20 protein-coding genes and 1 pseudogene are annotated in these 26,925 nt (G+C 73.1%); 10 read left to right on the top strand and 11 right to left on the bottom strand.

Annotation, left to right across the window (positions count from 1 at the left end; translation table 11 throughout):
• Positions 1 to 58: 58 nt before the first annotated feature.
• Together hisD and nrdR are read left to right on the top strand one after the other, a co-directional pair.
• Positions 59 to 1,414, top strand: coding sequence for a histidinol dehydrogenase (hisD, locus tag RE027_RS05235; protein WP_368807182.1), 1,356 nt, complete (start codon positions 59 to 61; stop codon positions 1,412 to 1,414).
• Between the two features lie 7 nt (positions 1,415 to 1,421).
• Positions 1,422 to 1,994, top strand: coding sequence for a transcriptional regulator NrdR (nrdR, locus tag RE027_RS05230; RefSeq protein ID WP_368807181.1), 573 nt, complete (start codon positions 1,422 to 1,424; stop codon positions 1,992 to 1,994).
• Positions 1,995 to 2,220: 226 nt separating this feature from the next.
• Here the strand turns inward: nrdR and ppgK are convergent, their stop codons facing one another.
• Both ppgK and map read right to left on the bottom strand, forming a co-directional pair.
• Positions 2,221 to 3,033 carry a polyphosphate--glucose phosphotransferase gene (gene ppgK / locus RE027_RS05225; RefSeq protein WP_368807180.1) on the bottom strand — a complete coding sequence of 271 codons (813 nt, stop codon included), beginning with the start codon at positions 3,031 to 3,033 and terminating at the stop codon, positions 2,221 to 2,223.
• Between the two features lie 58 nt (positions 3,034 to 3,091).
• On the bottom strand, positions 3,092 to 3,985 hold the full coding sequence (gene map, locus RE027_RS05220; RefSeq protein WP_368807179.1) for a type I methionyl aminopeptidase: 894 nt from the start codon (positions 3,983 to 3,985) through the stop codon (positions 3,092 to 3,094).
• A 132-nt stretch (positions 3,986 to 4,117) separates the two neighbouring features.
• Here map and RE027_RS05215 point away from each other — a divergent pair, with 132 nt between their 5' ends.
• A complete protein-coding gene (locus RE027_RS05215; protein ID WP_368807178.1) occupies positions 4,118 to 4,294 on the top strand; it encodes an SPOR domain-containing protein in 177 nt (58 codons plus the stop codon).
• 16 nt (positions 4,295 to 4,310) lie between these two features.
• On the opposite strand, the gene panB is transcribed toward RE027_RS05215, so the two are convergent.
• Complete coding sequence (gene panB, locus RE027_RS05210; protein WP_368807177.1) at positions 4,311 to 5,147, bottom strand: 3-methyl-2-oxobutanoate hydroxymethyltransferase; 837 nt, start codon at positions 5,145 to 5,147, stop codon at positions 4,311 to 4,313.
• A 144-nt stretch (positions 5,148 to 5,291) separates the two neighbouring features.
• On the opposite strand from panB, the gene glnA (RE027_RS05205) reads away from it, so the two are divergent.
• Both glnA (RE027_RS05205) and RE027_RS05200 read left to right on the top strand, forming a co-directional pair.
• Complete coding sequence (gene glnA, locus RE027_RS05205) at positions 5,292 to 6,632, top strand: type I glutamate--ammonia ligase (protein ID WP_368807176.1); 1,341 nt, start codon at positions 5,292 to 5,294, stop codon at positions 6,630 to 6,632.
• A 19-nt stretch (positions 6,633 to 6,651) separates the two neighbouring features.
• Positions 6,652 to 9,735: a bifunctional [glutamine synthetase] adenylyltransferase/[glutamine synthetase]-adenylyl-L-tyrosine phosphorylase gene (locus RE027_RS05200; RefSeq protein WP_368807175.1), complete on the top strand. Its 3,084-nt coding sequence runs from the start codon at positions 6,652 to 6,654 to the stop codon at positions 9,733 to 9,735.
• A 548-nt stretch (positions 9,736 to 10,283) separates the two neighbouring features.
• Here RE027_RS05200 and glnA (RE027_RS05195) read toward each other — a convergent pair.
• Entirely contained in the window at positions 10,284 to 11,708 is a 1,425-nt protein-coding gene (glnA, locus tag RE027_RS05195; RefSeq protein ID WP_368807174.1) for a type I glutamate--ammonia ligase, read from the bottom strand.
• A gap of 195 nt (positions 11,709 to 11,903) precedes the next feature.
• Between glnA (RE027_RS05195) and RE027_RS05190 the strand changes: the two genes are divergently transcribed.
• Positions 11,904 to 12,350, top strand: coding sequence for an RDD family protein (locus RE027_RS05190; protein WP_368807173.1), 447 nt, complete (start codon positions 11,904 to 11,906; stop codon positions 12,348 to 12,350).
• A gap of 78 nt (positions 12,351 to 12,428) precedes the next feature.
• Here RE027_RS05190 and RE027_RS05185 read toward each other — a convergent pair whose 3' ends face one another.
• From RE027_RS05185 to lipB, 3 genes are all read right to left on the bottom strand, one after another.
• Positions 12,429 to 13,214 carry a DUF4191 domain-containing protein gene (locus tag RE027_RS05185; protein ID WP_368807172.1) on the bottom strand — a complete coding sequence of 262 codons (786 nt, stop codon included), beginning with the start codon at positions 13,212 to 13,214 and terminating at the stop codon, positions 12,429 to 12,431.
• 125 nt (positions 13,215 to 13,339) lie between these two features.
• A complete protein-coding gene (gene lipA, locus RE027_RS05180; protein ID WP_368807171.1) occupies positions 13,340 to 14,347 on the bottom strand; it encodes a lipoyl synthase in 1,008 nt (335 codons plus the stop codon).
• Positions 14,348 to 14,417: 70 nt separating this feature from the next.
• A complete protein-coding gene (lipB, locus tag RE027_RS05175) occupies positions 14,418 to 15,119 on the bottom strand; it encodes a lipoyl(octanoyl) transferase LipB (RefSeq protein ID WP_368807170.1) in 702 nt (233 codons plus the stop codon).
• A gap of 94 nt (positions 15,120 to 15,213) precedes the next feature.
• Here lipB and RE027_RS05170 point away from each other — a divergent pair, with 94 nt between their 5' ends.
• Positions 15,214 to 16,809, top strand: a complete 1,596-nt coding sequence (locus RE027_RS05170) for a protein kinase (protein ID WP_368807169.1) — start codon at positions 15,214 to 15,216, stop codon at positions 16,807 to 16,809.
• A gap of 37 nt (positions 16,810 to 16,846) precedes the next feature.
• Here RE027_RS05170 and RE027_RS05165 read toward each other — a convergent pair whose 3' ends face one another.
• From RE027_RS05165 to RE027_RS05150, 4 genes are all read right to left on the bottom strand, one after another.
• Positions 16,847 to 17,194 carry a hypothetical protein gene (locus RE027_RS05165; RefSeq protein WP_368807168.1) on the bottom strand — a complete coding sequence of 116 codons (348 nt, stop codon included), beginning with the start codon at positions 17,192 to 17,194 and terminating at the stop codon, positions 16,847 to 16,849.
• Between the two features lie 133 nt (positions 17,195 to 17,327).
• Positions 17,328 to 19,598 carry a 2-oxoglutarate dehydrogenase, E2 component, dihydrolipoamide succinyltransferase gene (gene sucB, locus RE027_RS05160; RefSeq protein ID WP_368807167.1) on the bottom strand — a complete coding sequence of 757 codons (2,271 nt, stop codon included), beginning with the start codon at positions 19,596 to 19,598 and terminating at the stop codon, positions 17,328 to 17,330.
• Positions 19,599 to 19,705: 107 nt separating this feature from the next.
• A complete protein-coding gene (gene lpdA / locus RE027_RS05155) occupies positions 19,706 to 21,073 on the bottom strand; it encodes a dihydrolipoyl dehydrogenase (protein ID WP_368807166.1) in 1,368 nt (455 codons plus the stop codon).
• 141 nt (positions 21,074 to 21,214) lie between these two features.
• The gene (locus RE027_RS05150; RefSeq protein ID WP_368807165.1) at positions 21,215 to 22,768 is read right to left on the bottom strand and encodes a leucyl aminopeptidase; all 1,554 of its coding nucleotides are present in this window, start codon (positions 22,766 to 22,768) and stop codon (positions 21,215 to 21,217) included.
• 253 nt (positions 22,769 to 23,021) lie between these two features.
• Here RE027_RS05150 and RE027_RS05145 point away from each other — a divergent pair.
• From RE027_RS05145 to RE027_RS05135, 3 genes and pseudogenes are all read left to right on the top strand, one after another.
• Positions 23,022 to 23,939: pseudogene (locus RE027_RS05145) on the top strand (PAC2 family protein).
• Positions 23,940 to 24,023: 84 nt separating this feature from the next.
• On the top strand, positions 24,024 to 25,319 hold the full coding sequence (locus tag RE027_RS05140; protein WP_368807164.1) for an MFS transporter: 1,296 nt from the start codon (positions 24,024 to 24,026) through the stop codon (positions 25,317 to 25,319).
• Between the two features lie 134 nt (positions 25,320 to 25,453).
• Entirely contained in the window at positions 25,454 to 26,815 is a 1,362-nt protein-coding gene (locus RE027_RS05135; RefSeq protein ID WP_368807163.1) for a DUF4192 family protein, read from the top strand.
• The last annotated feature ends 110 nt before the right edge of the window (positions 26,816 to 26,925 follow it).

The following is a 26,925-nucleotide window of genomic DNA, read 5'->3' as shown; positions in this document are numbered from 1 at the left end:
CCGACCGGGCCGCGGAGCGCAAGACCCGGGCCCCGGCGGGGCGGTGCGGTGGAATACCATGGACAGCGTGACTACTGCTGAGACGACCACGACTCCCGCCCTGCGCACGATCGACCTCCGCGGCCGGCGGCTGTCCTGGGCCGAGCTGCGGGCGGTCGTGCCCCGGCAGAGCCCCACGTCGCTCGCCTCGGCCCAGCAGGCCGTGGAGGAGATCATCGAGGCCGTGCGCACGGAGGGCGCCGTCGCCCTGCGCCGGTACGCCCAGCGCTTCGACGGGGTGGAGCAGCAGCGGCTGCGCGTGGACCCCGCCGAGATCCGCCGGGCCGTCGACGGTCTCGACCCCGCGGTGCGCCACGGCCTCGAGACCGCGATCGAGCGCACCCGGGCCTTCGCGGCGGCGCAGCGCCCGGCCGACGCCCGCATCGAGGTGGCCCCCGGCGCGGTCCTGGTCCAGCGGTGGACCCCCGTCCGCCGGGCCGGGCTGTACGTCCCCGGCGGACTGGCCGTCTACCCCTCGTCGGTGGTGATGAACGTCGTCCCGGCCCAGGCGGCCGGGGTCGGCTCGATCGTCCTGTGCAGCCCGCCGCAGAAGGAGTTCGGCGGGCTGCCCCACCCCACGATCCTCGCCGCCGCCGGCCTGCTCGGCGTGGACGAGGTCTGGGCGATCGGCGGGGCCCAGTCGCTCGCCGCCATGGCCCACGGCGTGACCGACGGCGAGGACGTCCTCGAGCCGGTGGACACGGTCACGGGCCCGGGCAACGTCTACGTGGCCGCGGCCAAGCGCCAGCTGCGCTCGGTCGTGGGCGTCGACGCCGAGGCCGGCACCACCGAGATCGCCGTCCTCGCCGACGACACCGCCGATCCGGCCTACGTCGCCGCCGACCTCATCTCCCAGGCCGAGCACGACCCCGCCGCAGGGTCCGTGCTCATCACCCACTCGCCGGACCTCGCGCAGCGGGTGGCCGCGGAGCTCGCCGTGCAGGTGCCCTGCACCAGGCACCGCGAGCGGGTCGCGACCGCACTCTCCGGGCCGCAGTCCGGAGCCGTGCTCACCGACGACCTCGACGCCTCGATCGCCGTGGCCGACGCCTACGCCGCGGAGCACCTGGAGATCCATACCGCCGACGCCCAGGAGGTCGCCGCCCGGGTGCGCAACGCCGGCGCGATCTTCGTGGGCCCCTACAGCCCCGTTCCACTGGGCGACTACGCCGCCGGGTCCAATCACGTGCTGCCCACCGGTGGCACGGCCGTGCACACGCAGGGTCTGTCCACGACCTCCTTCCTGAAGGCCGTGCAGGTCGTGGAGTACTCGAAGGAGGCCCTCGCCGAGATCGGCGAGGACGTCGTGGCCCTGGCGGAGTCCGAGGACCTGCCCGCGCACGGGCGGGCCATCACGATCCGCACCGGGGGCTGATCCGACCGTGCACTGCCCGTTCTGCCGTCACACCGACTCCCGCGTCGTGGACAGCCGCACCACGGACGACGGGACGGCGATCCGCCGCCGCCGCCAGTGCTCCGAGTGCGGCCGCCGGTTCACCACGCTCGAGACGACGACGATCTCCGTCATCAAGCGCTCCGGCGTCACCGAGCCCTTCGACCGGCAGAAGATCGTCAACGGGGTGCGCAAGGCGTGCCAGGGGCGGCCGGTGAGCGAGGACGACCTCGCGATGCTCGCCCAGGAGGTCGAGGAGACGATCCGCGCGATGGGCGCCGCGGAGATCGAGGCCCACGAGGTGGGGCTCGCGATCCTCGCCCCGCTGCGCCGCCTGGACGTGGTGGCCTATCTCCGCTTCGCGAGCGTCTACCAGGCCTTCGACGGCCTCGGGGACTTCGAGCAGGCGATCGACCTCCTGCGCCAGCAGCAGGCCGAGCAGTCCGGGCAGCAGACGATCCCCGCCACCGTGGAACCCGTGGGGAGCGGGGCGAAGAAGCGCACCGGCCGCCGGTCCCGGGCGAAAAGCCTCGACGGCGTGTCCCAGCCGAGGCTGCTCTGAGCGCACGCCGCGCCGCGTTGACATGCCCCGGCGTGTCTCTTGCCGCAGGCCGGACGAGGGTCGTAGAGTAAGGACCACAACAGGCTCCCGCCGGGGGCTGCGGAGGGGAAGCCGCGGCCTTCGGCGGGTTTTTTCTGCCCCGGCCCGTCCGAGCACCGCCGTCGACGGCGACGCCCGGGCACCTCCTCGCGGAGGCGCCCGGGCGTCGTCGTCGGAGGGGCCGGGCTCAGCTCTCCGGCTCGTGCGGGATCCCGGCCCACAGGGCCGCGCCCACGATCCCGGCGTTGTTGCGCAGCTCGGCGACCTTCACGGGCGTGCGCAGCTCGAGGAACGGGAGGAACTTGTCGGCCTTCTTCGACACGCCGCCGCCCACGATGAACAGGTTCGGGGAGAACAGGAACTCCACGTGTCCGAAGTAGCGCTGCAGCCGGGTGGTCGCCCACTGCTTCCACGGCATGTCCTCGCGCTCGCGCGCCGAGGCGGACGCCTTGGTCTCCGCGTCGTGGCCGTCGATCTCCAGGTGGCCGAGCTCGGCGTTGGGCACGAGCTTGCCGTTCAGGATCAGGGCGGAGCCGATCCCGGTGCCCAGGGTGATCACGATGACCAGTCCCCTGATCCCGCGCCCGGCGCCGTAGACCGCCTCGGCCAGACCGGCCGCGTCGGCGTCGTTGAGGGCCTCGACGGGCCGGCCCAGGCGCTCGGTCATCAGCGCGTCCACGTCCGTGCCGATCCACGACTTGTCGATGTTCGCCGCGGACAGGGCGACGCCCTCCTTGATAATCGCCGGGAACACGATCCCCACCGGGGAGTCCGGGGCCGGGGCCTCGGGACGGGACTGCAGCTCCGCGACGATCTGCTCCACGACCTCCGCCACCTTCTCCGGCGTGGCCGGGCGCGGGGTGGGGATGCGGAAGCGCTCGCCCACGAGCTCACCGGTGTCCAGGTCGACGATCCCGCCCTTGGTCCCGGTGCCGCCGAAGTCGATGCCGATGACGCGGCGGCTCGGTACGGCTGCGACGTCGCGGTCTGGTGTGGTCATGGGGCGGTCCTCCCGGGGTGCCGTGGTCGTGTGATCAGTGCGCAGTCTACGGCAGGGGCTACGGCAGGGTGAGGACGTCCACGCCGTCCTCGGTCACCGCCATCGTGTGCTCGAACTGCGCGGTGCGCATCCGGTCCCGGGTGGTGATCGTCCAGTCGTCGTCCCACTGGTCCCACTGGATCGTGCCCAGGGTCAGCATCGGCTCGATCGTGAAGACCATGCCGGGGACCATGAGGGTGGAGTAGGACGGCGCGGCGTCGTAGTGCGGGACGATGAGCCCGGAGTGGAACTCGCGCCCCACGCCGTGGCCGGTGAAGTCGCGGACCACGCCGTAGTCGAAGCGCCGGGCGTACTTCTCGATCACGCGGCCGATGACGTTGATCTCGCGGCCCGGCCGGACCGCCTTGACGGCCCGGTTCAGCGCCTCCTCGGTGCGCTCCACCAGCAGCCGGGACTGCTCGTCGACCTCCCCCACGAGGAACATCCGGTTCGTGTCGCCGTGGAAGCCGTTCTTGTAGGCCGTGACGTCGAGGTTGATGATGTCCCCGTCCTCGAGCGCGGTGGAGTCGGGGATGCCGTGGCAAATCACCTCGTTGAGGGAGGTGCAGATCGACTTCGGGAAGCCCCGGTAGCCGAGGCAGGACGGGTAGGCGCCGTGGTCGCACATGTACTCGTGGGCGATCCGGTCGAGCTCGTCGGTGGTGGCGCCGGGCACGGCGGCCCGACCGGCCTCCTGCAGGGCGCGTGCCGCGATCCGGCCGGCCTCCCGGATGAGCTCGATCTCCTCCGGTGGGTAGACGTTGCCGCCCCGGCCCTCGTCGGGCTCGTCCCGGCCCACGTACTCGGGCCGGGGGATGGACGCGGGGACGGGTCGTCCGGGGGTCGGGGACCCCGGGGCGAGCGTTCCGACGGGAGCGGTGCTGCCGGGGGCGGTGAGATTGTGCGTGGGCACGGGGGTCTGGACCTCCTGGATCGGGTGTGCCGGCCCCGTCCGGGCCGGTCCGGGCCTAGGATCTACCCTAACGCGCCGGGGCCCGGCCCGGCCCGGTCGAGGACGCCCCGGCGGTCCGGGAGAGGAGAGGTCATGAGCGAGTTCTGGTTCAACGTCTACACCCACGAGGTCGAGGAGGGCCCGCAGTCGGACTACCGCAAGCTGCTCGGCCCCTACGCGACCCGCCAGGAGGCGCAGAACGCCCTGAAGACCGCGGCGGAGCGCACCCGGAAGTGGGACGAGGAGGACCGCGCCTTCGACGAGGGCTGATCGGCGCGGACGGTGCTCAGAAGCTGTGCTCGGGGCCCGGGAAGGTCCCCGAGCGCACGTCCTGCACGTAGCGGCCCACGGCCTCGGTGACCACGCCGTGCAGGTCCGCGTACTGCCGGACGAAACGGGGCGTCCGCCCGCGGCGCAGGCCCAGCATGTCCTGCCACACGAGGACCTGCCCCGTGGTCCCGGCTCCCGCGCCGATCCCCACGGTCGGGACGTCCACGGCGGCGTCCACCGCCTCGGCGGCCTCGGCCGGGACCATCTCCAGCACCAGGCAGAACGCCCCGGCGTCCTCGAGGGCGCGGGCGTCCTCGACCAGGGCCTGCGCGGCGTCGCCGCGGCCCTGCACCCGGTAGCCGCCCAGGGCGTGCTCGCTCTGGGGCGTGAAGCCCAGGTGCGCCACGACGGGCACCCCGGCCTGGACCATGGCCTGGACGTGCGGGGCGAACCAGGCCCCGCCCTCGAGCTTCACCGCGTGGGCGCCGCCCTCCTTGAGGAAGCGCACGGCGGTGGCCACCGCCTGCTCCGGGGAGGCCTCGTAGGAGCCGAAGGGCAGGTCGACGACGACGAACGCGCGCTCGGCGGCCCCGGACACGGCCCGGCACATGGGCAGCAGCTCGTCCACGGTCACGGGCAGGGTGGTCGAGTAGCCCAGGACGTTGTTGCCCGCGGAGTCCCCGACGAGCAGCGTGTCGACGCCGGCGGCGTCGAAGATCGCCGCCGTCAGGGCGTCGTAGCACGTGAGCATGGTGAACTTCTCGCCGCGGCGCTTCGCCTCGCGCAGGTGGTGGGTGCGCACCCGGCGCACGTCGAGCGCGCCCGGCTCCGGGCGGGGGGTCTCCTGGGTCATGGGCCCAGCCTAACCGGCGGGTCCCGCGCGCCCGGCGGGCGGGCGGGGCCAGCGCGTTAGAGTGGGCAGGACAACAGGAGTGCCCGTTCGGCACGGCACACGCGGGCGGCCGCAGCCGCGGGCAGGAAGACGAGGAAGACAGCCATGGACCGTCAGCAGGAGTTCGTCCTCAGGACCATCGAGGAGCGAGACGTGCGCTTCGTGCGGATGTGGTTCACGGACGTCGTGGGCACTCTCAAGTCGGTGGCCCTGGCCCCGGCGGAGGTCGAGGCGGCCTTCGAGGAGGGGCTCGGCTTCGACGGGTCCTCCATCGAGGGCCTGTCCCGCGTCTCGGAGGCGGACATGCTGCTGGAGCCGGACCCCTCCACGTTCCAGATCCTGCCCTGGCGGGGGGAGACCGAGCCCACCGCCCGCATGTTCTGCAACATCCTCACCCCGGACGGCGAGCCCTCCTCCTCCGACCCGCGGGGCGTGCTCAAGCGCGTCCTGGAGAAGGCCTCGGACATGGGCTTCACCTGCTACACGGCCCCCGAGATCGAGTTCTACCTGCTCGAGTCCGCCGACCTCGCCGCCGACGGGCAGCCGGTGCCGGTCGACCACGAGGGCTACTTCGACCACGTGCCGGGCGGCGTCGTGCAGGACTTCCGCCGCAAGGCCGTCAACATGCTGGAGGCCGTCGGGATCTCCGTGGAGTTCTCCCACCACGAGGCCGGCCCCGGGCAGAACGAGATCGACCTGCGCTACGCCGACGCCCTGCAGACGGCGGACAACATCATGACGTTCCGCACGGTGATCAAGGAGGTCGCGCTCTCCCAGGGGCTCTACGCCACCTTCATGCCGAAGCCCTTCACGGACCACCCCGGCTCCGGGATGCACACCCACTTCTCCCTGTTCGAGGGGGACACCAACGCCTTCTTCGACGGCGGCTCCGAGTTCCGGCTCTCCCGCACGGCCGGCCACTTCATCGCCGGCATCCTGCGGCACGCCCCGGAGTTCACCTCGGTCACCAACCAGTTCGTCAACTCCTACAAGCGGCTCTGGGGCGGGGGAGAGGCCCCCTCCTACCTGTCGTGGGGGCACAACAACCGCTCCGCCCTGGTGCGGGTGCCGCTGTCCAAGCCGGACAAGGTGCAGGCCGCCCGGATCGAGTACCGCGGCATCGACTCCGCCACGAACCCGTACCTCTCCTACGCCGCGCTGATCGCGGCGGGACTGCAGGGCATCGAGAAGGAGTACGAGCTGCCGCCCGTGGAGCTGGACGACGTCGCCGCGATGAGCTCGGCCGAGCGCCGGGCCCTCGGCCACAACCCGCTGCCCTCGAGCCTCTACGACGCCATCCGCGAGACCGAGGAGTCGGAGTTCATGGCCGAGCTGCTCGGGGAGCAGGTCTACGACTACTTCCTGCGCAACAAGCGCCGCGACTGGAACGACTACCGGCGCGTGGTCACCCCCTTCGAGCTCAAGAACAACCTCGGCATCCTGTGAGGCCGGGACGGAGCCAGTCATGACGCACCCTCCCCAGTCGACGGCCCCCACGGACCCCATCGCCTCCGGCCGGCTCATCAAGGTCGGCTTCGCGGACACGGGCAACGCCCAGCGCTGGCTCGGCTTCCCCGAGCTCGTCCGGGTGGACGTGGACCGGCTGCTGGAGGGGCTCGCCCTGGCCGCCTCGCCCGACGTCGCCCTGCAGCTGACCGTGCGGCTGCTGGAGGGCTCGCCCCAGCTGGCCGAGCGGATCAACGCCGGTCCGGAGGCCTCCGAGACCATGTTCCGGCTGCTCGGGGCCTCCGAGGCCCTCGGCGAGTTCCTGCTGCGCCGGCCGGAGCAGCTCGACCTGCTCGAGGAGCCGGCTGCCGCCGAGCCCGAGGAGATCCCCGCGGAGCAGTTCCGCACGGCCCTGCTGCACGCGGTGGGAGCGGACCCGGCGGCCCGGACCCCGGTGGCCGGGCCGACCGGCGACGAGGCCTACACCGCGATGCGCGTCGCCTACCGCCGGGAGCTGACCCGCATCGCGATCCGTGACGTCGGCGCCCTCTATCCCGCCGACCACATGCCGGCGGTGGGCCGGCAGCTGGCGGACCTCGCCGCCGCGGCGCTCGAGGCCGCCCTCGCCGTCTCGCGCGCGGAGGCCGCGCAGAGCTGGGCGCCCGAGCTCGTCGACCGGGTGCGGCTCGCCGTCATCGGGATGGGCAAGTGCGGGGCCCGGGAGCTCAACTACATCTCCGACGTCGACGTCGTCCACGTCATGGCCGTGGACGGCCCGGCGGACGGGGGCTCCGACGAGGACGGCCCCGGACCGGACGGCGCGGAGGCGACGACCATCGCCACGGCCCTGGCCGCGGGCACCGCCCGGGCGATCATGGCCCGGGCGGCCGAGCCCCCGCTGTGGGAGGTGGACGCCAACCTCCGCCCCGAGGGCAAGGACGGGCCGCTCGTGCGCACGCTGGAGTCGCACGTGCGCTACTACGAGCGCTGGGCGGAGTCCTGGGAGTTCCAGGCCCTGCTCAAGGCCCGGCCGATCGCCGGGGACCCGCAGCTCGGGGAGTCCTACCGGGCGGCCATCCAGCCGTACGTGTGGAGCAGCGCCGCGCGCGAGGGCTTCGTCGAGTCGGTGCAGGCCATGCGCCGCCGGGTCACGGACAACATCCCGTCCGCCGAGGCCGAGCGGCAGATCAAGCTGGGTCCGGGCGGCCTGCGCGACGTCGAGTTCACCGTCCAGCTGCTCCAGCTCGTGCACGGGCGCACCGACGAGCGGGTCCGCACCCAGGCCACCACCGACTCGCTGAGCGCCCTGTCCGAGGGCGGCTACATCGGACGCGGCGACAGCGAGCAGTTCCACGCCCACTACCGCTGGCTGCGCCTGCTCGAGCACCGCATCCAGCTCTTCCGGCTGCGCCGCACCCACCTCATGCCGCGCGGCGAGCGGGAGCTGGGCATCATCGCCCGCTCGCTGCGGGGCGCGGCGGACACCGCGCGCCCCTCGGCTGAGTCGCTGCTCGAGGAGTGGCGCAAGGTGAAGCGCAGCGTGCGGGGCATGCACGAGCGGATCTTCTACCGGCCGCTGCTCGCCGCGCTGGCGCACCTGCCCGAGACCGAGACCAGCCTCTCGCCGGAGTCGGTGCGGGACAGGCTCGCCGCGCTGGGCTACCGGGACCCGAAGGCCGCCGTGCGGCACATCGAGGCGCTCACCCGTGGGGTGAGCCGGCGTGCCGAGATCCTGCGGACCCTCCTGCCCGTGCTCCTGTCCTGGCTCGCGGACGGGGTCGACGCCGACGCCGGCCTGCTGGGCTTCCGGCGGCTCTCGGAGTCCCTGGGGACGACCCCCTGGTTCCTGCGGCTGCTGCGCGACTCCAACGCCGCCGCCGAGCGGCTGTGCCAGATCCTCTCGAGCTCCCGCTACGTCGCCGACCTGCTGGAGAACTCCCCGGAGGCCACCGCCTGGCTGGGCCAGGACGACGACCTCTGCCCGGTCCCCTTCGACACCATGTGGAGCGAGATCCGCTCCCAGATGGCACGCCACCCCGACTCCGGCGAGGCCGTCCGGATGATCCGGCTGATCCGCCGCCGCGAGGAGCTGCGCGTGGCGCTCGCGGACACCTCCGGGCTGCTCGACGTCGAGCAGGTCGCCGCGGCGCTGTCCGACATCGACCGCGCCTGCATCCTGGGCGCCCTGCACGTCGCCGAGCGCGAGGTCTACGACCGGTCCGGCCGGCTCGCGGAGGTCCTGGTGGTCGCGATGGGCCGGCAGGGCGGCCGGGAGATCGGCTACGGCTCGGACGCCGACGTGATGTACGTCTACGGCCCGGTCGGCGACGCGGATCCGGCCGCGGCCCGGGAGCAGGCCGAGGTCCTGCTGCAGCGGATGGTCCAGCTGCTCAAGGCACCGTGCACCCCGCCCATCGTGGCGGAGCGCGTGCTGGAGATCGACAACGACCTCCGGCCCGAGGGCAAGCAGGGTCCCATGGTGCGCTCCGTCGATTCCTACGCCGAGTACTACGCCCGGTGGGCGCAGACCTGGGAGTTCCAGGCCCTCACCCGGGCGATGCCCATGGCCGGCAGCGACGACCTGGCGGAGGCGTTCCGCCGCGTGATCGACCCCCGGCGCTATCCGGCAGAGTTCACGGAGCGCCAGTTGCTGGAGATCCGCCGGATGAAGGCGCGGGTGGAGAACGAGCGCATGCCCCGGGGGGCCGACCCCTCCCGGCACGTGAAACTGGGCCGGGGCGGGCTCTCGGACGTGGAGTGGCTCGTGCAGACGCTCCAGCTCCAGCACGCCCACCGGGTTCCGGGCCTGCGGACCACGAGCACGCTGGGGGCCCTGCGGGCCGCCGAGGAGGCCGGGCTGGTCACGGCCGAGGACGCCGCCGCTCTGGCCGCCGCCTGGCGCCTGGCCACCGCGGTGCGCAACGGCAACGTCCTGCGCACGGGCCGGCCCTCCGACGCCCTGCCCTCCAAGCGGGGGGACCTGGAGGCGGTGGCCCGCTGGTGCGGCTACGGCCACGGCGGTGCCGGCCGCCTCGAGGAGGACTACCTGCGGACCACCCGCAAGGCCCGCGCGGTGTTCGAGCGGGTGTTCTACGGGCACTGAGACCCCCGACGCCGGACCGTTCCCGCACGGGGAATCCCCCGGACCCTCACGGGATCCGGGGGCTTCCTGCACCGGTTCCGGCTAGGCCAGTTCGGCGCAGATGTCCCGCTGCCGGCCGGAGGTACTGACCAGGGTCCACACGCCGTCCGTTCCTATGGTGTAGACCACTCGTCCGAGGTAATGAGTGGTGCTGGGGCCGGAGATATGCCGGTCACGACGAGAGCGCAGGCGAGGGCGGCCGGGGCCAGGACGCGCTTGGTCGAGATTTTCATGGTCGTGTCGATCCTGTGCGGAAGAGCGACGCTGGTGGGGAGGCAGCACCTGGTGGTCGTCACAGGTTCATGGCCTCGACGGGACGAGCCCTGATAGCAGTCCACCGGATCGGCTGCTCGGCACCCGGTCTCGAGCACGTGGACCGGGGCTCCCACGGTAGACCCTGTTCCAGGGTTCGGAACCGTGTGACGCGGATGTTTCCGCACGTGGGAAGGCCCCGGACCCTTCGACAGGGGCCGGGGCCTTGCCCGTGCTGCGGTGGAGATCCGAGCGGATCAGACGCCGTAGTACAGCGAGAACTCCAGCGGGTGCGGGACCACGGAGAGCGGCTTGAGCTCGAACTCGCGCTTGTACTCGATCCAGGACTGGATGGTGTCCTCGGTGAAGACGTCCCCGGCGAGCAGGAACTCGTGGTCCTCCTCCAGGGCCAGCAGCGCCTCCTCGAGCGAGGCCGGGGCCTTCTTGATGTCCTTGGCCTCCTCGGCGGGCAGCTCGTAGAGGTCCTTGTCGATCGGGTCGGTCGGCTCGATGCGGTTGCGGATCCCGTCCAGGCCCGCCATGAGCTGGGCGGCGAACGCCAGGTACGGGTTGCACGAGGGGTCCGGGGCGCGGAACTCGAGGCGCTTGGCCTTCGGGTTGGTGCCCGTGATCGGGATGCGGATGCCGGCGGAGCGGTTGCCCTGCGAGTAGACCATGTTGACCGGCGCCTCGAAGCCCTTGACCAGGCGGCGGTAGGAGTTCACGGTCGGGTTGGTGAACGCCAGCACGGCCGAGGAGTGCTCGAGCAGGCCGCCGATGTACCAGCGGGCGAGGTCGGACAGTCCCGCGTAGCCCTTCTCGTCGTAGAACAGCGGCTCGCCGCCCTTCCACAGCGACTGGTGGCAGTGCATGCCGGAGCCGTTGTCGTTGAAGACGGGCTTGGGCATGAACGTGGCCGACTTGCCGAAGGCGTCCGCCGTGTTCTTGATGACGTACTTGAACTTCTGCAGGTCGTCGGCGGCCTTGGTCAGGGTGTTGAACCGGTAGTTGATCTCGGCCTGGCCGGGAGCGCCCACCTCGTGGTGAGAGCGCTCGACCTCAAGACCCACCTCGTCGAGGGCCACGCACATCGCGTCGCGCAGGTCGGCCTGCTTGTCCACCGGGGAGACCGGGAAGTAGCCGCCCTTGGTGGCGGTCTTGTTGCCCAGGTTCCCGCCCTCCTCCTTGCGCCCGGTGTTCCAGGCGGCCTCGTCGGAGTCGATGGCGTAGAAGGAGCCCTGCGGCTGGACGTCGTAGCGGACGTCCTCGAAGATGAAGAACTCGGCCTCGGAGGCGAAGTTGGCGATGTCCGCGATGCCGGTGGAGGCCATGTAGGCCTCGGCGCGCTCGGCGACGCCGCGGGGGTCGCGGTGGTACGGCTCACCGGTGCGGGGGTTCACGATCGAGCAGGTGACCACGAGGGTCTTCTCGACGCGGAACGGGTCCACGAACGCGGAGGTCGGGTCCGGGATCAGCTGCATGTCCGACTCGGCGATGCCCTGGAAGCCCCGGATGGAGGAGCCGTCGAACAGCTGCCCGTGCACGAAGAAGTCGTCGTCCACCGACTTTGCCGGGAGGTTGAAGTGCTGCTGCACGCCGGGCATGTCCGTGAACCGGACGTCGACGAAGACGATCTCCTCGTCCTTGATGAACGCGAGGACTTCCTCGGGTGTCTGGAACATGTGCTGTTCTCCTTCTCAGATGGGCTGGACCGCCGTGCCGAGAGGTTCGTGCGGCGTCCTTTTCCGGGGACCACGCTACGGACCGGGCATTAAGGCTCCGTGTCCCGGGTGTTTCCTCGGTGTTACGCGGTGCGGCCCGGGGGAGCCACGGTCTGGCGCCAGTCTAGGGGAGTCCGTTCCCGATACCCTGAGGACATGATCGACAGACGCGACGTGGGCTCCTGGCTCGAGGGACCGGGGACCGGCCGGCAGCAGTACCCCGGGGAGCGCCTGGGACGCCCGGCGGAGGGGCCGGGCTCGGTGGGCCGCGTGGGTCGGCGGATCGTGGCCCTGGTCCTGGACTGGTACCTGTGCTGGGCCCTCGCCGAGTGGCTCGCGCCGCAGTGGAACGAGCACGGGCTCGTGACCCTCGCGCTCCTGTTCCTGCTCAACGTGCTCCTGGTCGGTGCCACCGGGCACACCCCGGGTCACTGGCTGACGGGCCTGCAGGTGCAGACGCTGGACGGCCGGCCCGCCGGATTCGCGCGGGCGGCGGTGCGCTCGCTGCTGCTGTGCCTGCTGATCCCGCCGGTGGTCTTCGACCCGGACCAGCGCGGTCTGCACGACCGGGCGGTGGACACGATCCTGGTGCGCACCCGCTGACGGCGTTCCCCCGACGACGACGGAGCCCCTCGCCTTCCAGCGGAAGGCGAGGGGCTCCGTCGTCGTCGGGGTGCCGGGTCAGCGCCCGCGCATGGACTTGCGGTCCGGACGGGCGCGCATCGGGTCGACGCCCTTGGGGATCGGCAGCCGGTTGCCGAGGGTGGTGATCCGCTTGTGCACGGTCTGCACCTCCTGCTGGGTGAGCTTCTTCTCCAGCTTCCGCATCCGCTGGGACAGCTCGCGCAGCGGCACCTGCCCCTCGCCCTTGCCGGTCTTGATGACGTGGATCGGCACGTTCGGGATCACCGGACCGATCCGGCGGCGCTCCTTCGAGACGAGCTTGTCGACCCGGCCGGCGGGCCCCTCGGTCACGAGGACCACGCCGGGACGGCCGATGGCGCGGAAGATCAGGTCGCGGGTGCGCGGGTCCATGGCGGCCGGCTGCTCCTCCACGATCCAGCCGCGGCGCAGCGCGGAGAGCGCCGCCCCCGCGGCCCCCGGCTGGTCCTCGATCCGGGCGAACGCGGCGCGCTCCGCCCGCCGCGAGAGCAGGAAGGAGGCCGCCAGGGCGGCGAACGGCAGGCCGATCAGCAGGCCGGTGATCCAGTTGCCCAGGAGCACACCGATAAGCAGGAAGACCAGCAGCACCCCGAGGCCCAGCAGCAGCATCCACCACCCGATGTTGGGCTCGACCTTGCGGGTCATCTGGAAGACCTGCTTGATCTGGTTGAGGAAGCCGGGGCCCTTGCCGGCCTTCCGCCGCTTCTTCTCCTCGCGCTTCTGGGCCCGGGTCGGCTTCCCGGCCGGCTTCCCGGGGGAGGAGGATCGCGACGCGGGGCGCGACTTGGCGTGGGAAGGTGACACGGTGAGACCTCGTCCTGTGGTGCGGTGGCTGTGTTTCGGAGGGACCGGCGGCGGAGCGCGCCCGGGCGCCCGCCGTGGTCCGTCCTCCAGTTTAGCGGGTGCGGGTCACCATGACCGGCCCGGCCTCAGCCGAGGCGCTGCACGAGCGAGGAAGCCTCCTGGGAGGCCGAGCCCTCGTCCTCGATGTGCGCCAGGTGGGCGGGGATCTCCCGGCCGGACTTCTCCATCGCCCGGGCCCACAGCCGGCCGGCACGGTAGGAGGAGCGGACCATCGGCCCCGCCATGACGCCCAGGAAGCCGATCTCCTCCGCCACCCCGGACAGCTCCACGAACTCCTCGGGCTTCACCCAGCGGTCGATGGGGTGGAAGAGGGGCGAGGGGCGCAGGTACTGGGTCAGCGTGATGATGTCGCACCCGGCGTCGTGGAGGTCGCAGAGGGCCTCGTGGATCTCCTCGTTGGTCTCGCCCATGCCGAGGATGAGGTTCGACTTCGTGATCATGCCGGCCTCCTTGCCCTGGGTGATCACGTCCAGGGAGCGCTCGTACGTGAACGCGGGGCGGATCTGGCGGAAGATGCGCGGGACCGTCTCGACGTTGTGCGCGAAGACCTCCGGCTCGGCCTCGATGACCTGCCGCAGCCGGTCCGGCTTGCCCTGGAAGTCCGGGATGAGGATCTCCACGCCGGTGTTCGGGTTCAGGGTGTGGATCGCCCGGATGGTCTCGGCGTAGAGCCAGGCGCCGCCGTCGTCGAGGTCGTCGCGGGCCACGCCGGTGACCGTCGCGTAGCGCAGGCCCAGTTCCTTGACGGACTCGGCGACCTTGCGGGGCTCCGTGACGTCCAGCAGGTCGGGCTTGCCGGTGGCGATGTCGCAGAAGTCGCAGCGGCGGGTGCACTTGGACCCGCCGATCAGGAACGTCGCCTCCCGGTCCTCCCAGCACTCGTAGATGTTGGGACAGCCGGCCTCCTCACACACGGTGTGCAGGCCCTTGCCGCGTGCCAGCGACTTCAGCTCCTGGAACTCCGGGCCCATGCGGGCGGTGTTCTTCAGCCAGGAGGGCTTCTTCTCGATGGGTGTCTCGGCGTTGCGCGCCTCGACTCGCAGCAGGCGGCGGCCCTCGGGGGCAACGGTCATGGTCGGTCTCCTTGTCGAGATGTCGACGGTGGGGCGCTCACGGTCCCGGTGGTGCCGGGGGCGGCGCGGATCAGCTGACGGCGGTCGGCCAGGGCAGCGGGCCCGGGGTCGCGGACGGGTGGAACTGTTCGCACAACTCGTCCTGGCGGGCGGATATTTCCTGCTCCACGCGATCCACCACGTCCTGCGGCGTGATCAGCCGCCCGGTCTCCTGCGACAGGCTCGTGACGGAGGCATCGGTGATGCCGCAGGGGATGATGTTGCCGAACGGGCGCAGGTCGTTGGAGCAGTTCAGGGCGAAGCCGTGCATGGTCGTGCGCTTGGAGACCTGGACGCCGATCGCGGCGATCTTGCGATCGGGCCCGCGCTCGTCGGCGAGCACCCACGCTCCCGAGCGGCCGGCCACGGTGTCGGCCCCCACCCCGAAGTCGGCGACCACCGCCAGGATGATCTCCTCCAGCAGACGCACGAAGCGCACGACGTCGATGGGCGTGGTCAGCCGGACGACGGGGTAGCCCACGAGCATCCCGGGCCCGTGGTAGGTGAGCTTGCCCCCGCGCCCGATCTCCACGACCTCGGTCCCGTCGGACGGGTACTCGTGAGGTTCGGTGCGGCGGCCCGCGGTGTAGACGGGCGGGTGCTCCAGCAGCAGCACGGTGTTGTCCCGCTCGCCGGCGACGACCTCGCGGTGCACGTTCTTCTGCAGCTCCAGCGCCGCGCGGTAGTCCACGAGGTGGGGGTCGAAGCCGAGGCGTTCGAAGGAGAGGGGCATGGGCCCAGCCTATCGCGCGGCGGCGACACGCGTGCCGGGCCGGGGCTGTGGACGGCCCCGGCGGGACCGGGCCCCGAGCGGGCATGCTGGGCCCATGGACGACGGCCTCGCCGCACCGGGCGGCCAGCACCCCGACCCCCGGCCCGTTCCTGCCTCCGCACGGGCCCGGCTCACGGCCGCCGTGCGCGACGACGCCCGCGGCCTCCGCCCGCTCCCGCCGGGACCGACGCCCCGGGCGGCGGAGGAGCAGCTCCCGCAGCTGCCGCCGGAGGAGGGTCTCGAGCCGGTCCGGCGACTCGGCCACGTCTCGTGGCTGGTCCGCGAGGCCCGCTCGGGGGAGCCCTTCGTCCTCCGCCCGCACACCGGGACGGCGGACCCGCAGCGGGCCGCCTCCGCGAGCGCCCTGCGAGCGCTCGCCGTCGACCTGGCCGGCCGGGAGGACCCTCACCTGGTGGCCGTGCGCGGACTGCTGGGCCCCGCGGCCGATCCGGTGGGACTGGTCGAGGAGTTCCTCCCGGGCGGCTCCCTCGCCGATCGGCTGGCCGAGCACGGGCGGCTGGCCCCGGACGAGGTGGCGGCGGTGCTCCGCGACGCCGCGGCCGGCCTGGCCGTGCTGCACGGCCTGGGCCGGTGCCACGGGCGGCTCACGGCCCGCCAGGTCCTCTTCCGCGGCGCCGGGCCCGGCGCCGGCCTGCCCCCGGCGGCCGTGCGGCCGGGCACCGCGGCCGGCAGCCCGGCGGACGACGTGCGCGCTCTCGGCGCCGTCGGATGGGCGGCCCTCACGGGACGGGCCCCGGCCGTCGGCGACCACCGGGTCCCCCTGGCACGGCTGTGCCCGGAGGCCCCGCCCGGGCTGCTGCGCGCCGTGGAGACCGCGCTCGCCCCCGATCCGTCGGACCGGCCCAGCGCCGCGGAGCTGGCCGCCGGGCTCCGGGCGCCGGCGGAGGCCGATCCGCCCGGGGCCGGTCCAGGAGGTTCCGAGGCCGGGGTGCGCACCCGCGGGCGCACCCCGGCCCGGGCGTCCCGTCGGCGGGCGGCGCTGCTCCCCGCGGCGGCCGTGCTCCTGCTGGCCACCGGGACGGTGGTGCTGCGGGCGGCCCCGGACTCCGTGGCTCCGTCGCCCGCGGCACCGGCGGGACCCGCCGTCCGCACGCCTCCGGAACCGGCCGTCCCGTCGGCCGTTCCGGAGCCGGCGGTCCCGGAGCCGGTGCCGTCCGGACCGGCCACCCGGGACGGGGACGCGGCCGGGGGGCCGCACGAGGCCCTGCGCCGGCTCGTGGCACGCCGGGGCGAGGCCCTGCGGACCGGGGACGTGCAGCTGCTCGGGCAGGTCTACGCTCCCGGGGCCGAGGCCGCGGCGGCCGACCGTGCCACCATCCACCGCGCCGCCAGGACGGGGGACCGGGCCTTCGCCGACCTCACCCTGGAGGCGGGACCGATCCGCGGGGCCGCCCCGCCCCCGGGCCTCGCCGAGCCGGGCGGCATCGCGCTCGAGACCGAGGTGCGGGTGGAGGGCTACCGGGGCGAACCGGGCCCGGCCCCGTCCGTGGTGCCCGCGGGCGAGGGGTGGGTGCAGAGCGTCGTCGTGGTCCTGGTGCGGGGCGAGGAGGGGTGGCGGCTGGCCGCCGTGGAGCCGGTGCAGGACAGGGGCGCGGTGGCCGGGCCGGCAACGGGAAACCCCCGGCACTGACGGGCAGCACCGGGGGTGGCGTCGAAACGGACACGGCTCACCAGAGGGTCGCGACCGCCATGTTGATCAGAGCGAACCCGCCCACCGCGTGGGCCAGGCCGGTCGAGACCGGCTCGCCGCGCCTGGTCCGCCGTTGGCCCACGAACGCGGCCACCGCCACCGCGAGGGCCACGAGCAGCTTGACGGCGATCTTTCCGTGGTTGACGTCCCCGTCGCCCATCTCGTGGATCGCCACGAGCAGCAGGCCCGTGACCAGACTCAGCAGCGAGGCGTGGAACTGACCCGGGGAGACCGTGGGGCGCTTCATGGTGTAGATCCAGGTGCCCACGATGATCGCGGCGCCGACGAGGTGCAGGAAGACGAGGAGTCCGGTCAGGAAGGTCATGATTCCGAGCCTAACCGAGCCGCCCCGGCGCACGACGAGAGGGCGTGCCCCCTGTGACCAGGAACACGCCCTCTCGCGCCGGGGTGCTCCCGGCGCGGTGCTCGGACCGCGCCGGGACGAGCCGCCGGACCGGTCAGAGGCCGACCTCGGACTCGAAACGGCCCTCCTGCAGGCGCGCCTTCAGCGCCTGCAGGAAACGGCCGGCGTCCGCGCCGTCGACCAGACGGTGGTCGTAGGTCAGCGACAGGTAGCACATCTGCCGGACGGCGATCGTGTCGTTGCCGTCGGCGTCGGCGACGACCATCGGCCGCTTCACGATCGAGCCCGTGCCCAGGATGGCCACCTGCGGCTGGTTGATGATCGGGGTGTCGAACAGGGCCCCGAAGGAACCGATGTTCGTGATCGTGAACGTGCCGCCGGTGAGGTCGTCCGGGGTGATGTTGCCGTCCTTGGCCCGGGAGCCGAGGTCGGCGATCTGCTTGGCCAGGCCGCCGAGGTTGAGGTCGCCGGCGTTCTTGATGACCGGGACGAGCAGACCCCGGGGGGTGTCCACCGCGATGGCGATGTTCTCGGAGCCGTTGTAGACGATCTCCTTCTCCGCTTCGCGGAAGGTGGCGTTGAGCTTGGGGTGCGCCTGCAGCGCCTCGGCCACGGCCTTGGCGAAGAACGGCAGGAAGGTGAGCTTGGCGCCCTCCCGCTCCTGGAACTTCGCCTTCGCCTTGTCGCGCAGCGCCGCCACGCGCGTCATGTCGACCTCGGTCACCTGGGTCAGCTGGGCCGACTCCTGCAGCGACTCGCGCATCCGCTGCGCGATCGTCATCCGGATCCGCGGGGCCTTCTCGGTGGTCCCGCGCTTGGCGTCCGGCTTCGGCGCGGCCTCGGGGGCCTTCTGCGGCTGCTCGGCGGCAGGCTGCTCGGCCGGGGCCTCGGCCGCCGGGGCCTCCGCGCCCTTCTGCTGCTCCGCGGCCGCCAGCACGTCCTGCTTGCGGATGCGGCCGCCCACACCGGTGCCGGTGATCGTGGAGAGGTCGACCCCCTCCTTCTTGGCGAGCTTGCGCACGAGCGGCGTCACGTAGGCCGAGTTGTCACCGGTCGGGGCCTCGGACGCCCCGTCGGTGTTCTCGGTGCGGGCGCCGTCGCGCTCCGCGGCGTCCTGCTGCTCGTCGCCGGAGGTGTCCGCGAGGACGGACTCCTCGGTCTCGACCAGGGCCTCGTCGCGGGACTGCGCCTTCTCGGGCGCGCCCGAGGCCGAGCCCTCGTAGCCCTCGCCACCAGCGGACTGCTCCGTGTCCTCGGCCTGCTCGGCGGAGGGCTCGTCCTGGGACGGGGCGGAGCCGGAGGGGGCGGAGCCGGAGCCGATAATCGCCAGGACCTGGCCGACCTCGGCGTCCTCGTCCTCCTGGACCCGGATCTCGAGCAGGGTGCCGGCCGCCGGGGAGGGGACCTCGGTGTCGACCTTGTCGGTGGAGACCTCCAGCAACGGCTCGTCGACGGCGACCTCGTCGCCGACCTGCTTGAGCCACCGGGTCACGGTGCCCTCGGTCACGGACTCGCCCAGGGCGGGCAGGGTGATCTCGGTGCCCTCGCCGCTCTGCTGGGCCTCGGCCTGCGGAGCCTGCTCCTGGCCGGAGTCCTCCTTCTTCGGGGCCTGCTGCTCGGCGGCCTCGTCGGTGGCCTCCGGGGTGCCGGCCTCGGTCGCGGCGTCCTCGGCCTGCTCGGCGGAGGGCTCGTCCTGGGACGGGGCGGAGCCGGAGGGGGCGGAGCCGGAGCCGATAATCGCCAGGACCTGGCCGACCTCGGCGTCCTCGTCCTCCTGGACCCGGATCTCGAGCAGGGTGCCGGCCGCCGGGGAGGGGACCTCGGTGTCGACCTTGTCGGTGGAGACCTCCAGCAACGGCTCGTCGACGGCGACCTCGTCGCCGACCTGCTTGAGCCACCGGGTCACGGTGCCCTCGGTCACGGACTCGCCCAGGGCGGGCAGGGTGATCTCGGTGCCCTCGCCGCTCTGCTGGGCCTCGGCCTGCGGAGCCTGCTCCTGGCCGGAGTCCTCCTTCTTCGGGGCCTGCTGCTCGGCGGCCTCGTCGGTGGCCTCCGGGGTGCCGGCCTCGGTCGCGGCGTCCTCGGCCTGCTCGGCGGAGGGCTCGTCCTGGGACGGGGCGGAGCCCGAGCCGTCGCCGATGACGACCAGGGGAGCACCGACCTCGACGTCCTCGTCCTCCTCGACGAGGATCTCCTCGATCACTCCCGCCACGGGCGAGGGGATCTCCGTGTCGACCTTGTCGGTGGAGACCTCCACCAGGGGCTCGTCGACGGCGACCTCGTCACCGACCTGCTTGAGCCACCGGGTCACGGTGCCCTCGGTCACGGATTCGCCCAGTGCGGGCAGGTTTACGGTTTCTGACATGGTCCGACCGTCTCTCTTTCGGTGCCTTCGATGGTGCGGTCCGGGCGCCGGGCCCGGTGCCGGGGTGCTGGGGAGGCCCCGCCCTCCCGGGCGGGGCCTCGACGCGGTCAGCCGTGCAGCGGCGTGCCCGCGAGTGCCATGGCGGCCTCGCCGATGGCCTCGTTCTGGGTGGGGTGGGCGTGCACGAACGCGGCGACGTCCTCCGGGTAGGCCTCCCAGTTGACGATGAGCTGGCCCTCGCCGATCTGCTCGCTGATCCGCTTGCCGATGGCGTGGAAGCCGATGATGGGCCCGTCCTTCTCGCGCACCAGCTTGATGATGCCGCCGGTGCCCAGGATGGAGCTCTTGCCGTTGCCCGCGAGGTTGTACTCGGCGACCTCGACGTTGTCCTCGCCGAACTTCTCCTTCGCCTTCGGCTCGGTGTAGCCGACGGAGGCGATCTCGGGCTCCGTGAACGTCACCTTGGGGATGTTCACGTCGTCGACGACGGCGGGGTTCAGCCCGGCGATCTCCTCGGCCACGAACCGGCCCTGCTGGTAGCCGCGGTGGGCGAGCTGGACGCCGGGGACGATGTCGCCGATCGCGTAGATGTTGCCCACCCCGGTGTGCAGGCGCTCGTTCGGGGTGACGAAGCCGCGGTCCATGGGGATGCCCTGCTCCTCGTAGCCCATGTCGGCGGTGTTCGGGCCGCGGCCCACGGCGACGAGCACGATGTCCGCCTCGAAGACCTTGCCGTCGGCCAGGGTGACCTTCGCGCCGCTGTCGTCCTGCTCGACCTTCTCGAAGAAGGTGCCGAGGCTGGACTTGATGCCGCGCTTCTTGAACTCCCGCTCGAGGATCTTGATGAGCGCCGGGTCCTCGTTGGCGACCAGGTGGGGGAGGCCCTCGATCACGGTCACGTCCACGCCGAAGGACTTCCACATGGAGGCGAACTCGCAGCCGATCACGCCGCCGCCGAGCACGATCGCGCTCTTGGGCACGAAGTCGATCTCCAGGGCCTCGGTGGAGGTCATGATCCGGCCGCCGATCTCGACCCCCAGGGTCTTGGAGATCGAGCCCGAGGCGAGCACGATGTGCTTGCCGGTGTAGGTGGTTCCGTCGACGTCGACGGTGTTCTCACCGGTCAGCTTGCCCACGCCCTCGATGACCGTGATCTTGCGCATCTTCATCAGGCCGCTGAGGCCCTTGAACTTGCCGGCGACGATCTTGTCCTTGTACTCGCGCACGGCCGCCATGTCGATCGAGTCGAGCGTGGTGTGGATGCCGTACTTGGAGCTCTCGCGGGCGTCCTCGGCCAGCTCGGCGGAGTGCAGGTACGCCTTGGTCGGGATGCAGCCCCAGTGGAGGCAGGTGCCCCCGAGCTTGTTCTTCTCGACCAGGGCCACGGTGAAGCCGAGCTGGACGGCCCGGAGCGCCGCGGCGTAGCCGGCGCTCCCCCCGCCGAGGACGAGGATGTCGAATTCGTTGTCGGCCACGTGTTTGGCTCCCTTGCGCGTTGACGTCGTTCCGAGTGCGTGCACCCGTACGGTGACGGGTTGGTTTCGTACATACCTTAGCCCCACGGCGGAGGGAGCGACCAGGCGGGCGCTCCCTCCGCCGCAGGGTGTCGCGGGAGCTCAGCCGCGGGCGGCGGCGGCGTCCTCGAGCAGCCGGACGAGCGTGCGGACGCCCGCTCCGGTGCCCTCGGCGGGGGTGTACCCGTGGGGGGAGCCCTCGTTGTAGGAGGGGCCGGCGATGTCCACGTGCGCCCACGGCACCCGGGCGCCGTCGGGCCCGCCGACGAACTCGCGGAGGAAGAGCCCGGCCACGAGCATCCCGCCGTTCTTGTCGCCGATGTTCTTGAGGTCGGCGACCTTGGAGTCCAGGGATCCGCGCAGGTGCTTGGGCAGGGGCATGGGCCACCCGTCCTCGCCGGCGGCCCGGGCGGCCTCGGCCACGGCCGCGCGCAGGGCGTCGTCGCCCATGATCCCGAAGGTCCGCGCCCCCAGGGCCACCATCTGGGCGCCCGTGAGGGTGGCGATGTCGACGACGGCGTCCGGGGCCTCCTCGCAGGCGGCCACGAGCCCGTCGGCGAGCACGAGCCGGCCCTCGGCGTCGGTGTTGAGCACCTCCACGGTGCGGCCCCCGCGGATGGTGATGACGTCGCCGGGGCGGGTGGCCGTGGACGAGGGGAGGTTCTCCGCCAGGCACAGCCAGCCGGTGACCTTGACCGGCAGGCCGAGCTCGGCGGCGGTCAGGACGGTGGCGAGGACGGCGGCGGCCCCGGCCATGTCCGACTTCATGGTCATCATCGAGGCCGGCGGCTTGAGCGAGAGCCCTCCGGAGTCGAAGGTGATGCCCTTGCCCACGTAGGCGTAGTGCCGGGCGGCGCGCGCCGGGGAGTACTCGAGCTTGACGAGGCGGGGACCGTGCACCGAGCCCTGGCCCACGCCCAGCAGACCGCCGTAGCCGCCCTTGGCGAGGTCCTTCTCGGCCAGCACGGTCACGGAGACCTTCGTGCCCCGGGCTGCCTGCCGGGCGTACTCCGCGACGGCCTCGGGGTAGATGACGTTGGGGGAGAGGTCCACAAGGGTCCGGGCGGCCCGGACGCCCCGGCCGAGGGCGGCGGCGCGGTCGAGGCAGCGGCTCAGCGTGGCGCGTGCGACGTCCGGGGCGTGCACGACGGCGGAGGCCAGCGGCGCCTTCACGGAACCGGCGGTCACGGCCCGCTGGTGGGAGAACGCGAAGGCGCCCAGCGCCGCGCCCTCGGCGACCGCCGCGGCGTCCTCCTCCGAGGCCGCGGGCAGCGCGAGCACGGCGGACTCGGTGCCGGCGAGGCGGCGCACGGCCGCCCCGGTGGCCCGGCGCAGCGCCTCGGCGCGCTCGGGGCCGCCCTCGGGGAGATTGCCGACCCCGGTCAGCGCCACCACCGTGAAGGGCAGCGTGCCCGGTGCGGGGACCAGGGTCACCTCGTCGGCGCCGCCGCCCACGCGCAGGGCCGCAGCGGCGTCCACCACGGAGGAGAGCCTGCGCTGCTCACCGGCGGGCAGCACGACGCGGCCGGCGCCGTCGCCCTCCGTCCCCGTCTGCACGGCGAGCACGAGGGCGTGCGCCGGAGTGCGGCTCAGGGACTTGTGGGTGGCGGTCAGCTCGATCCCCCGGGGCTCGAGCAGGTCCTGTACATCGGGCATGGGTCGTCCTTTCGCTGGGGTCTGGGCCGGCGGGGCCGGGCCGGGCCGTGCGTGGCGGTCCCGGCCCGTCCGGCAGGCGTGCTGTCGATCCTAGCCCCGGGCCCGTCCGGGTCCCGGTCCCGCCCGGGCCCGGACGGGGAATAACAGGGGGTCCGCGGACGGTTGACATGAACCAGGGCACGCCGCCGGAGGCGTGCCTCCCGGTTCCGTCGATGACGCCCGGACCCCCGCCCCACCCCAGGAGGAAGTCGCCGTGCTGGATCCCACCTCGCTGTACCTGAGCAACCCCGCGCTGCTCGAGGACGCCCGGGTCCGTGGCCTGCCGCTGATCGTCGCCCTGTCCGGCTACGCGGAGGCCGGGCACGTGGCCGTGCAGCTCGAGCAGACCATCACCGACGCCCTGCCGCACGAGGTGATGGCGCGGTTCGACCTGGACCAGCTCTACGACTACCGTGCCCGCCGCCCCCACGTGCGCTACGTGGAGGACCACTTCGAGGACTTCTAGGAGCCCGAGCTGTCCCTGCGGCTGGTCACGGACCCGCTGGGGCGCAGCTTCGCGCTGCTCACCGGCCCGGAGCCGGACCTGCAGTGGAACCGCTTCACGGAGGCCGTCGTCGGCCTGGCGCGGAGGATGGGCGTCTCGCTCGTCGCCATCGTCTCGGGCATCCCGATGCCCGTCCCGCACACCCGTCCGTTCATCGTGTCCGTGCACGGGAGCCGGACCGATCTGCTGCCCGTCAAGCACGCCTGGCGGCCGGTGGTGGAGATGAGCTCCTCAGCCGCGCAGCTGCTCGAGATCCGGCTGGGCGAGGCGGGGATCGACAACATCGGCTTCACCGTCCACGTCCCGCAGTACCTGGCGGAGGCCCACCTGCCGCACGCCGCCGTGGCCGTGCTCGAGCACATCAACGCCGTGACATCGCTCACCCTGCCCTCGGACGAGCTGCGCGAGGCGGCCCGCGAGATCGAGCGGCAGATCGACCAGCAGGTGGGTGCCTCGCCCGAGGTGCAGGCGGTCGTGGCAGGTCTGGAACAGCGCTACGATGACGTCGTCGATGCCTCGGCCCCCCGCTCCCTGCTGGTGGGGGACGAGTCCGAGCTCCCCGACGCCGACGAGATCGGCGCCGCGGCCGAGGCCTTCCTGGCCGCCCAGGAGCACGAGCAGGACTGAGCCCCGCGCGGGCGGGACCGGCCTCGTCCCGGGACGGCGCTGCCGTCCCGGGCCCCCGGCCCCGTCCTCCCGAGAGCGAAGTGCATGACGTCCGACCGGTCCCGACCCCCTGAGCCCGGGAAGGACTCCCGCCGCGCGTACCTGATCTTCGGGATCGGCATCTTCGCCTACTTCAGCGCCGTGGCGCAGCGCACGAGCTTCGGCGTCGCGTCGGTCGACGCCGCCGAGCGGTTCGGGACGGCAGCCTCCGCGCTGTCGCTGTTCTCCCTCATGCAGGTCCTGGTCTACGCCGCCCTGCAGATCCCCGTGGGCGTGCTGGTGGACCGGTTCGGCTCCCGGACCATGATCTCCGCGGGGGCCCTGCTGATGACCGCCGGGCAGGTGCAGCTGGCCCTGGCGGACACGGTCGGGGAGGGCGTGGCGGGCCGTGTGCTGGTGGGGGCCGGGGACGCCGCCACCTTCGTCTGCGTGATGCGGCTCATCCCCGCATGGTTCTCCGCGCTGCGGGTCCCGCCGCTCACCCAGTTCATGGGGGTCGTGGGCAACCTCGGCCAGCTCGTCTCCGTGCTCCCGTTCGCCTGGCTGCTGGATCTCACCGGGTGGTTCCCGTCCTTCCTCGGGCTGGCCGCGCTCGCGCTGCTCGCCGCGGTGCTCTCCGCGGCCGTGCTGCGCAACGCGCCGGCGGGGGTGGACGTCCTGAACCGGGAGCTGGGGCTGCGGCGCACCGGGCAGGTGCTCCGGGAGAGCCTGGCCGAGCCGGGGACGCGGCTGGGCTTCTGGGTGCACTTCACCACCCAGTTCGCCGGCAACACCTTCGTCCTCATGTGGGGCTATCCCTACCTCGAGTACGCGCAGGGGCTCCCGGACGCCACGATCTCCCTCGTCATGACCTCCTTCGTGCTGACCAACCTGGCCGTCGGCCTCGTCCTGGGCGGGCTGACGGCCCGGCGCCCCGAGCGCCGCGTGCGGCTCGCGCTCACGGTCACCGCCTGCATCTTCGCGGCCTGGGCCGTGCTGCTGGTGTGGCCGGGCACGGCCCCGGCGGCCGTCGTGCTGACCGCCGTGTGCGTCATCGCGATCAGCATGCCCGCGTCGATGATCGCCTTCGACGTCACCCGCAGCTTCAACCCGGCCCGGCGCTCGGGCACGGCCATGGGCATCGTCAACGTCGGCGGGTTCACGGCCTCGGTGCTCGCCATCTTCCTGGTCGGGTTCGTCCTCGACCTCCTGTACGCCGCGGGGTTCCGCGACGAGCTCTACGCGCCGGACGCTTTCCGGATCGCCGTCGCGGCGCAGTTCCTCATCGCGGCCGGCGGGACCGCCGGCGTCCTGGTCACCGCCCGTCGGGTGCGCCGTCGGCACGGGTCCGGCGCGGTGTGAGCCGCCGCCCGGAACACCGTCGTCCGGGCGCACCCGCACTGCACCGGCGGCTCGCCGCCGTGCCCCTCCGCCGGCACGTCCACAGGGCACCGCCCGCCCGTCCGCCGCCGGGCCGGACCGCCCAGGCTGGGCGCATGAGAGAGCACCCCGCCCGTGACCCCTTCGTCCCCGTCGTCCGCTGCGCCGCCGACCTCCTCGCGGTCGTGCCGCACACCCTCGGCTACTGGCCCGCCGACTCGCTCGTCCTGTTCGCCGCCGGCGGCGGCACGGCCGGGGCCTGCGTGCGGGTGGACCTCCCGGCCGACCCGGACGACGAGCGCTTCGCGGAGGCCTTCGTCACGGAGCTCGCCGAGCTCGTGGGCCACGACGCCCTCAGCGACCGGGTCTTCGCCATCGTCTACGCGCCCGGTGGTCCGGAGGCGCCCGTGCCGCCGACCGCTCCGGTGGGCCCCGTGCTCGCCCTCGTGGACGAGGCCGCCCGTCGCGCCGGCCGGGCCGTGGCGGCCCGCTGGGTCGTGGCCGGCTCGCACTGGTGGCCGGTCGAGGACCCCACCGACGTCCGGGACGTCGCCGGGATCCAGGACAGCGCCGTCAACGCCGCTCTCGTGGCCGCCGGGAGCTCCTACGCGGCGGCCCCGCGCCTGGCCATGGACCACGAGTACGGTGCGCTGCCGGCCGGCACCCGCCGCGACGTGGCGCGGGAGGCCGTGCGCTGGGCGCGGTCCGGGCAGGGCGGGTGGCACCACCTCGACCGCCTCGCGCCCACCCTGGCCGTGTGGGAGGACGTCCTGTCAGGGGTCCGGGACGCCCCCGCGGACTGGCTGCCCGCGGTCCTCGCCCACGACGACGACCTCCTCGGCTTCCTCGCCGCGGGCCTGTCGGACCCCGTGCTGGCGGACCTGCTGCTCGCGGCCTGCGCGACGGACGACCTGACCGGTGTCCTCGCCGGGGCGGCCCTGTGGGCGCGGCTGTGCGCGGAGGAGCTCGTCGGCGCGGACGTCGCCGACGACCCGACCGGGCCGTCCTGCGCATCGGCACCGCCGGGTGCGGCGCCTGTGCCCCCGCGGCCCCGCGCTGCGGGCCACGGGGGCGGCCCCGGTCCGGGCGCCGTCCGGGTGCCCGCGCCCGACGCCGGGGAGCTCATCCGGCTCTCCCGCGTGCTCGCGGGGGAGTGGGACGAGGCCCCGGACTGGTCCCGGCTCGACGCCCTGTACCGGGTGCTGCAGGCCCTCGGCTGGCTGCTGGACCCGGTCCGGACCGCACCGGAGGAGCCCGGGGTGGACCCCGCGGCGCAGGGCGCCGTGCTCGCGGGCGTGCTCGTGGAACTGGCCCAGCTCAACCGGTTCCGCGCCCGCGGCTCCCACACCGCCCACTTCGTGCGCCGCGCCACGGCACTGATCCCCGGCCACCCCGCCGCGCTGCGCGTCCTGCGCCTCGCGGACGCCCGGCCCGTTCCGCTCTGGGCCCGGGACCGAGCCACCGCCTGGCACTGCTGAGCGCCGGTTCCCGACCTTTTTCCGGATCCCCGGTCCGGGCGGGAACAAATCCCGCACGACGGTGGTTCCGGCTGTCAGGACCCTTCAAGACCTGCCGCGCCGGACGTTGC

It is taken from the genome of Kocuria sabuli (assembly GCF_040981185.1).
In the GTDB taxonomy this organism is placed as follows: domain Bacteria; phylum Actinomycetota; class Actinomycetes; order Actinomycetales; family Micrococcaceae; genus Kocuria; species Kocuria sabuli.
Note: the sequence above shows the minus strand (reverse complement) of the source record. Positions and strands in the feature narration are given on the sequence as shown.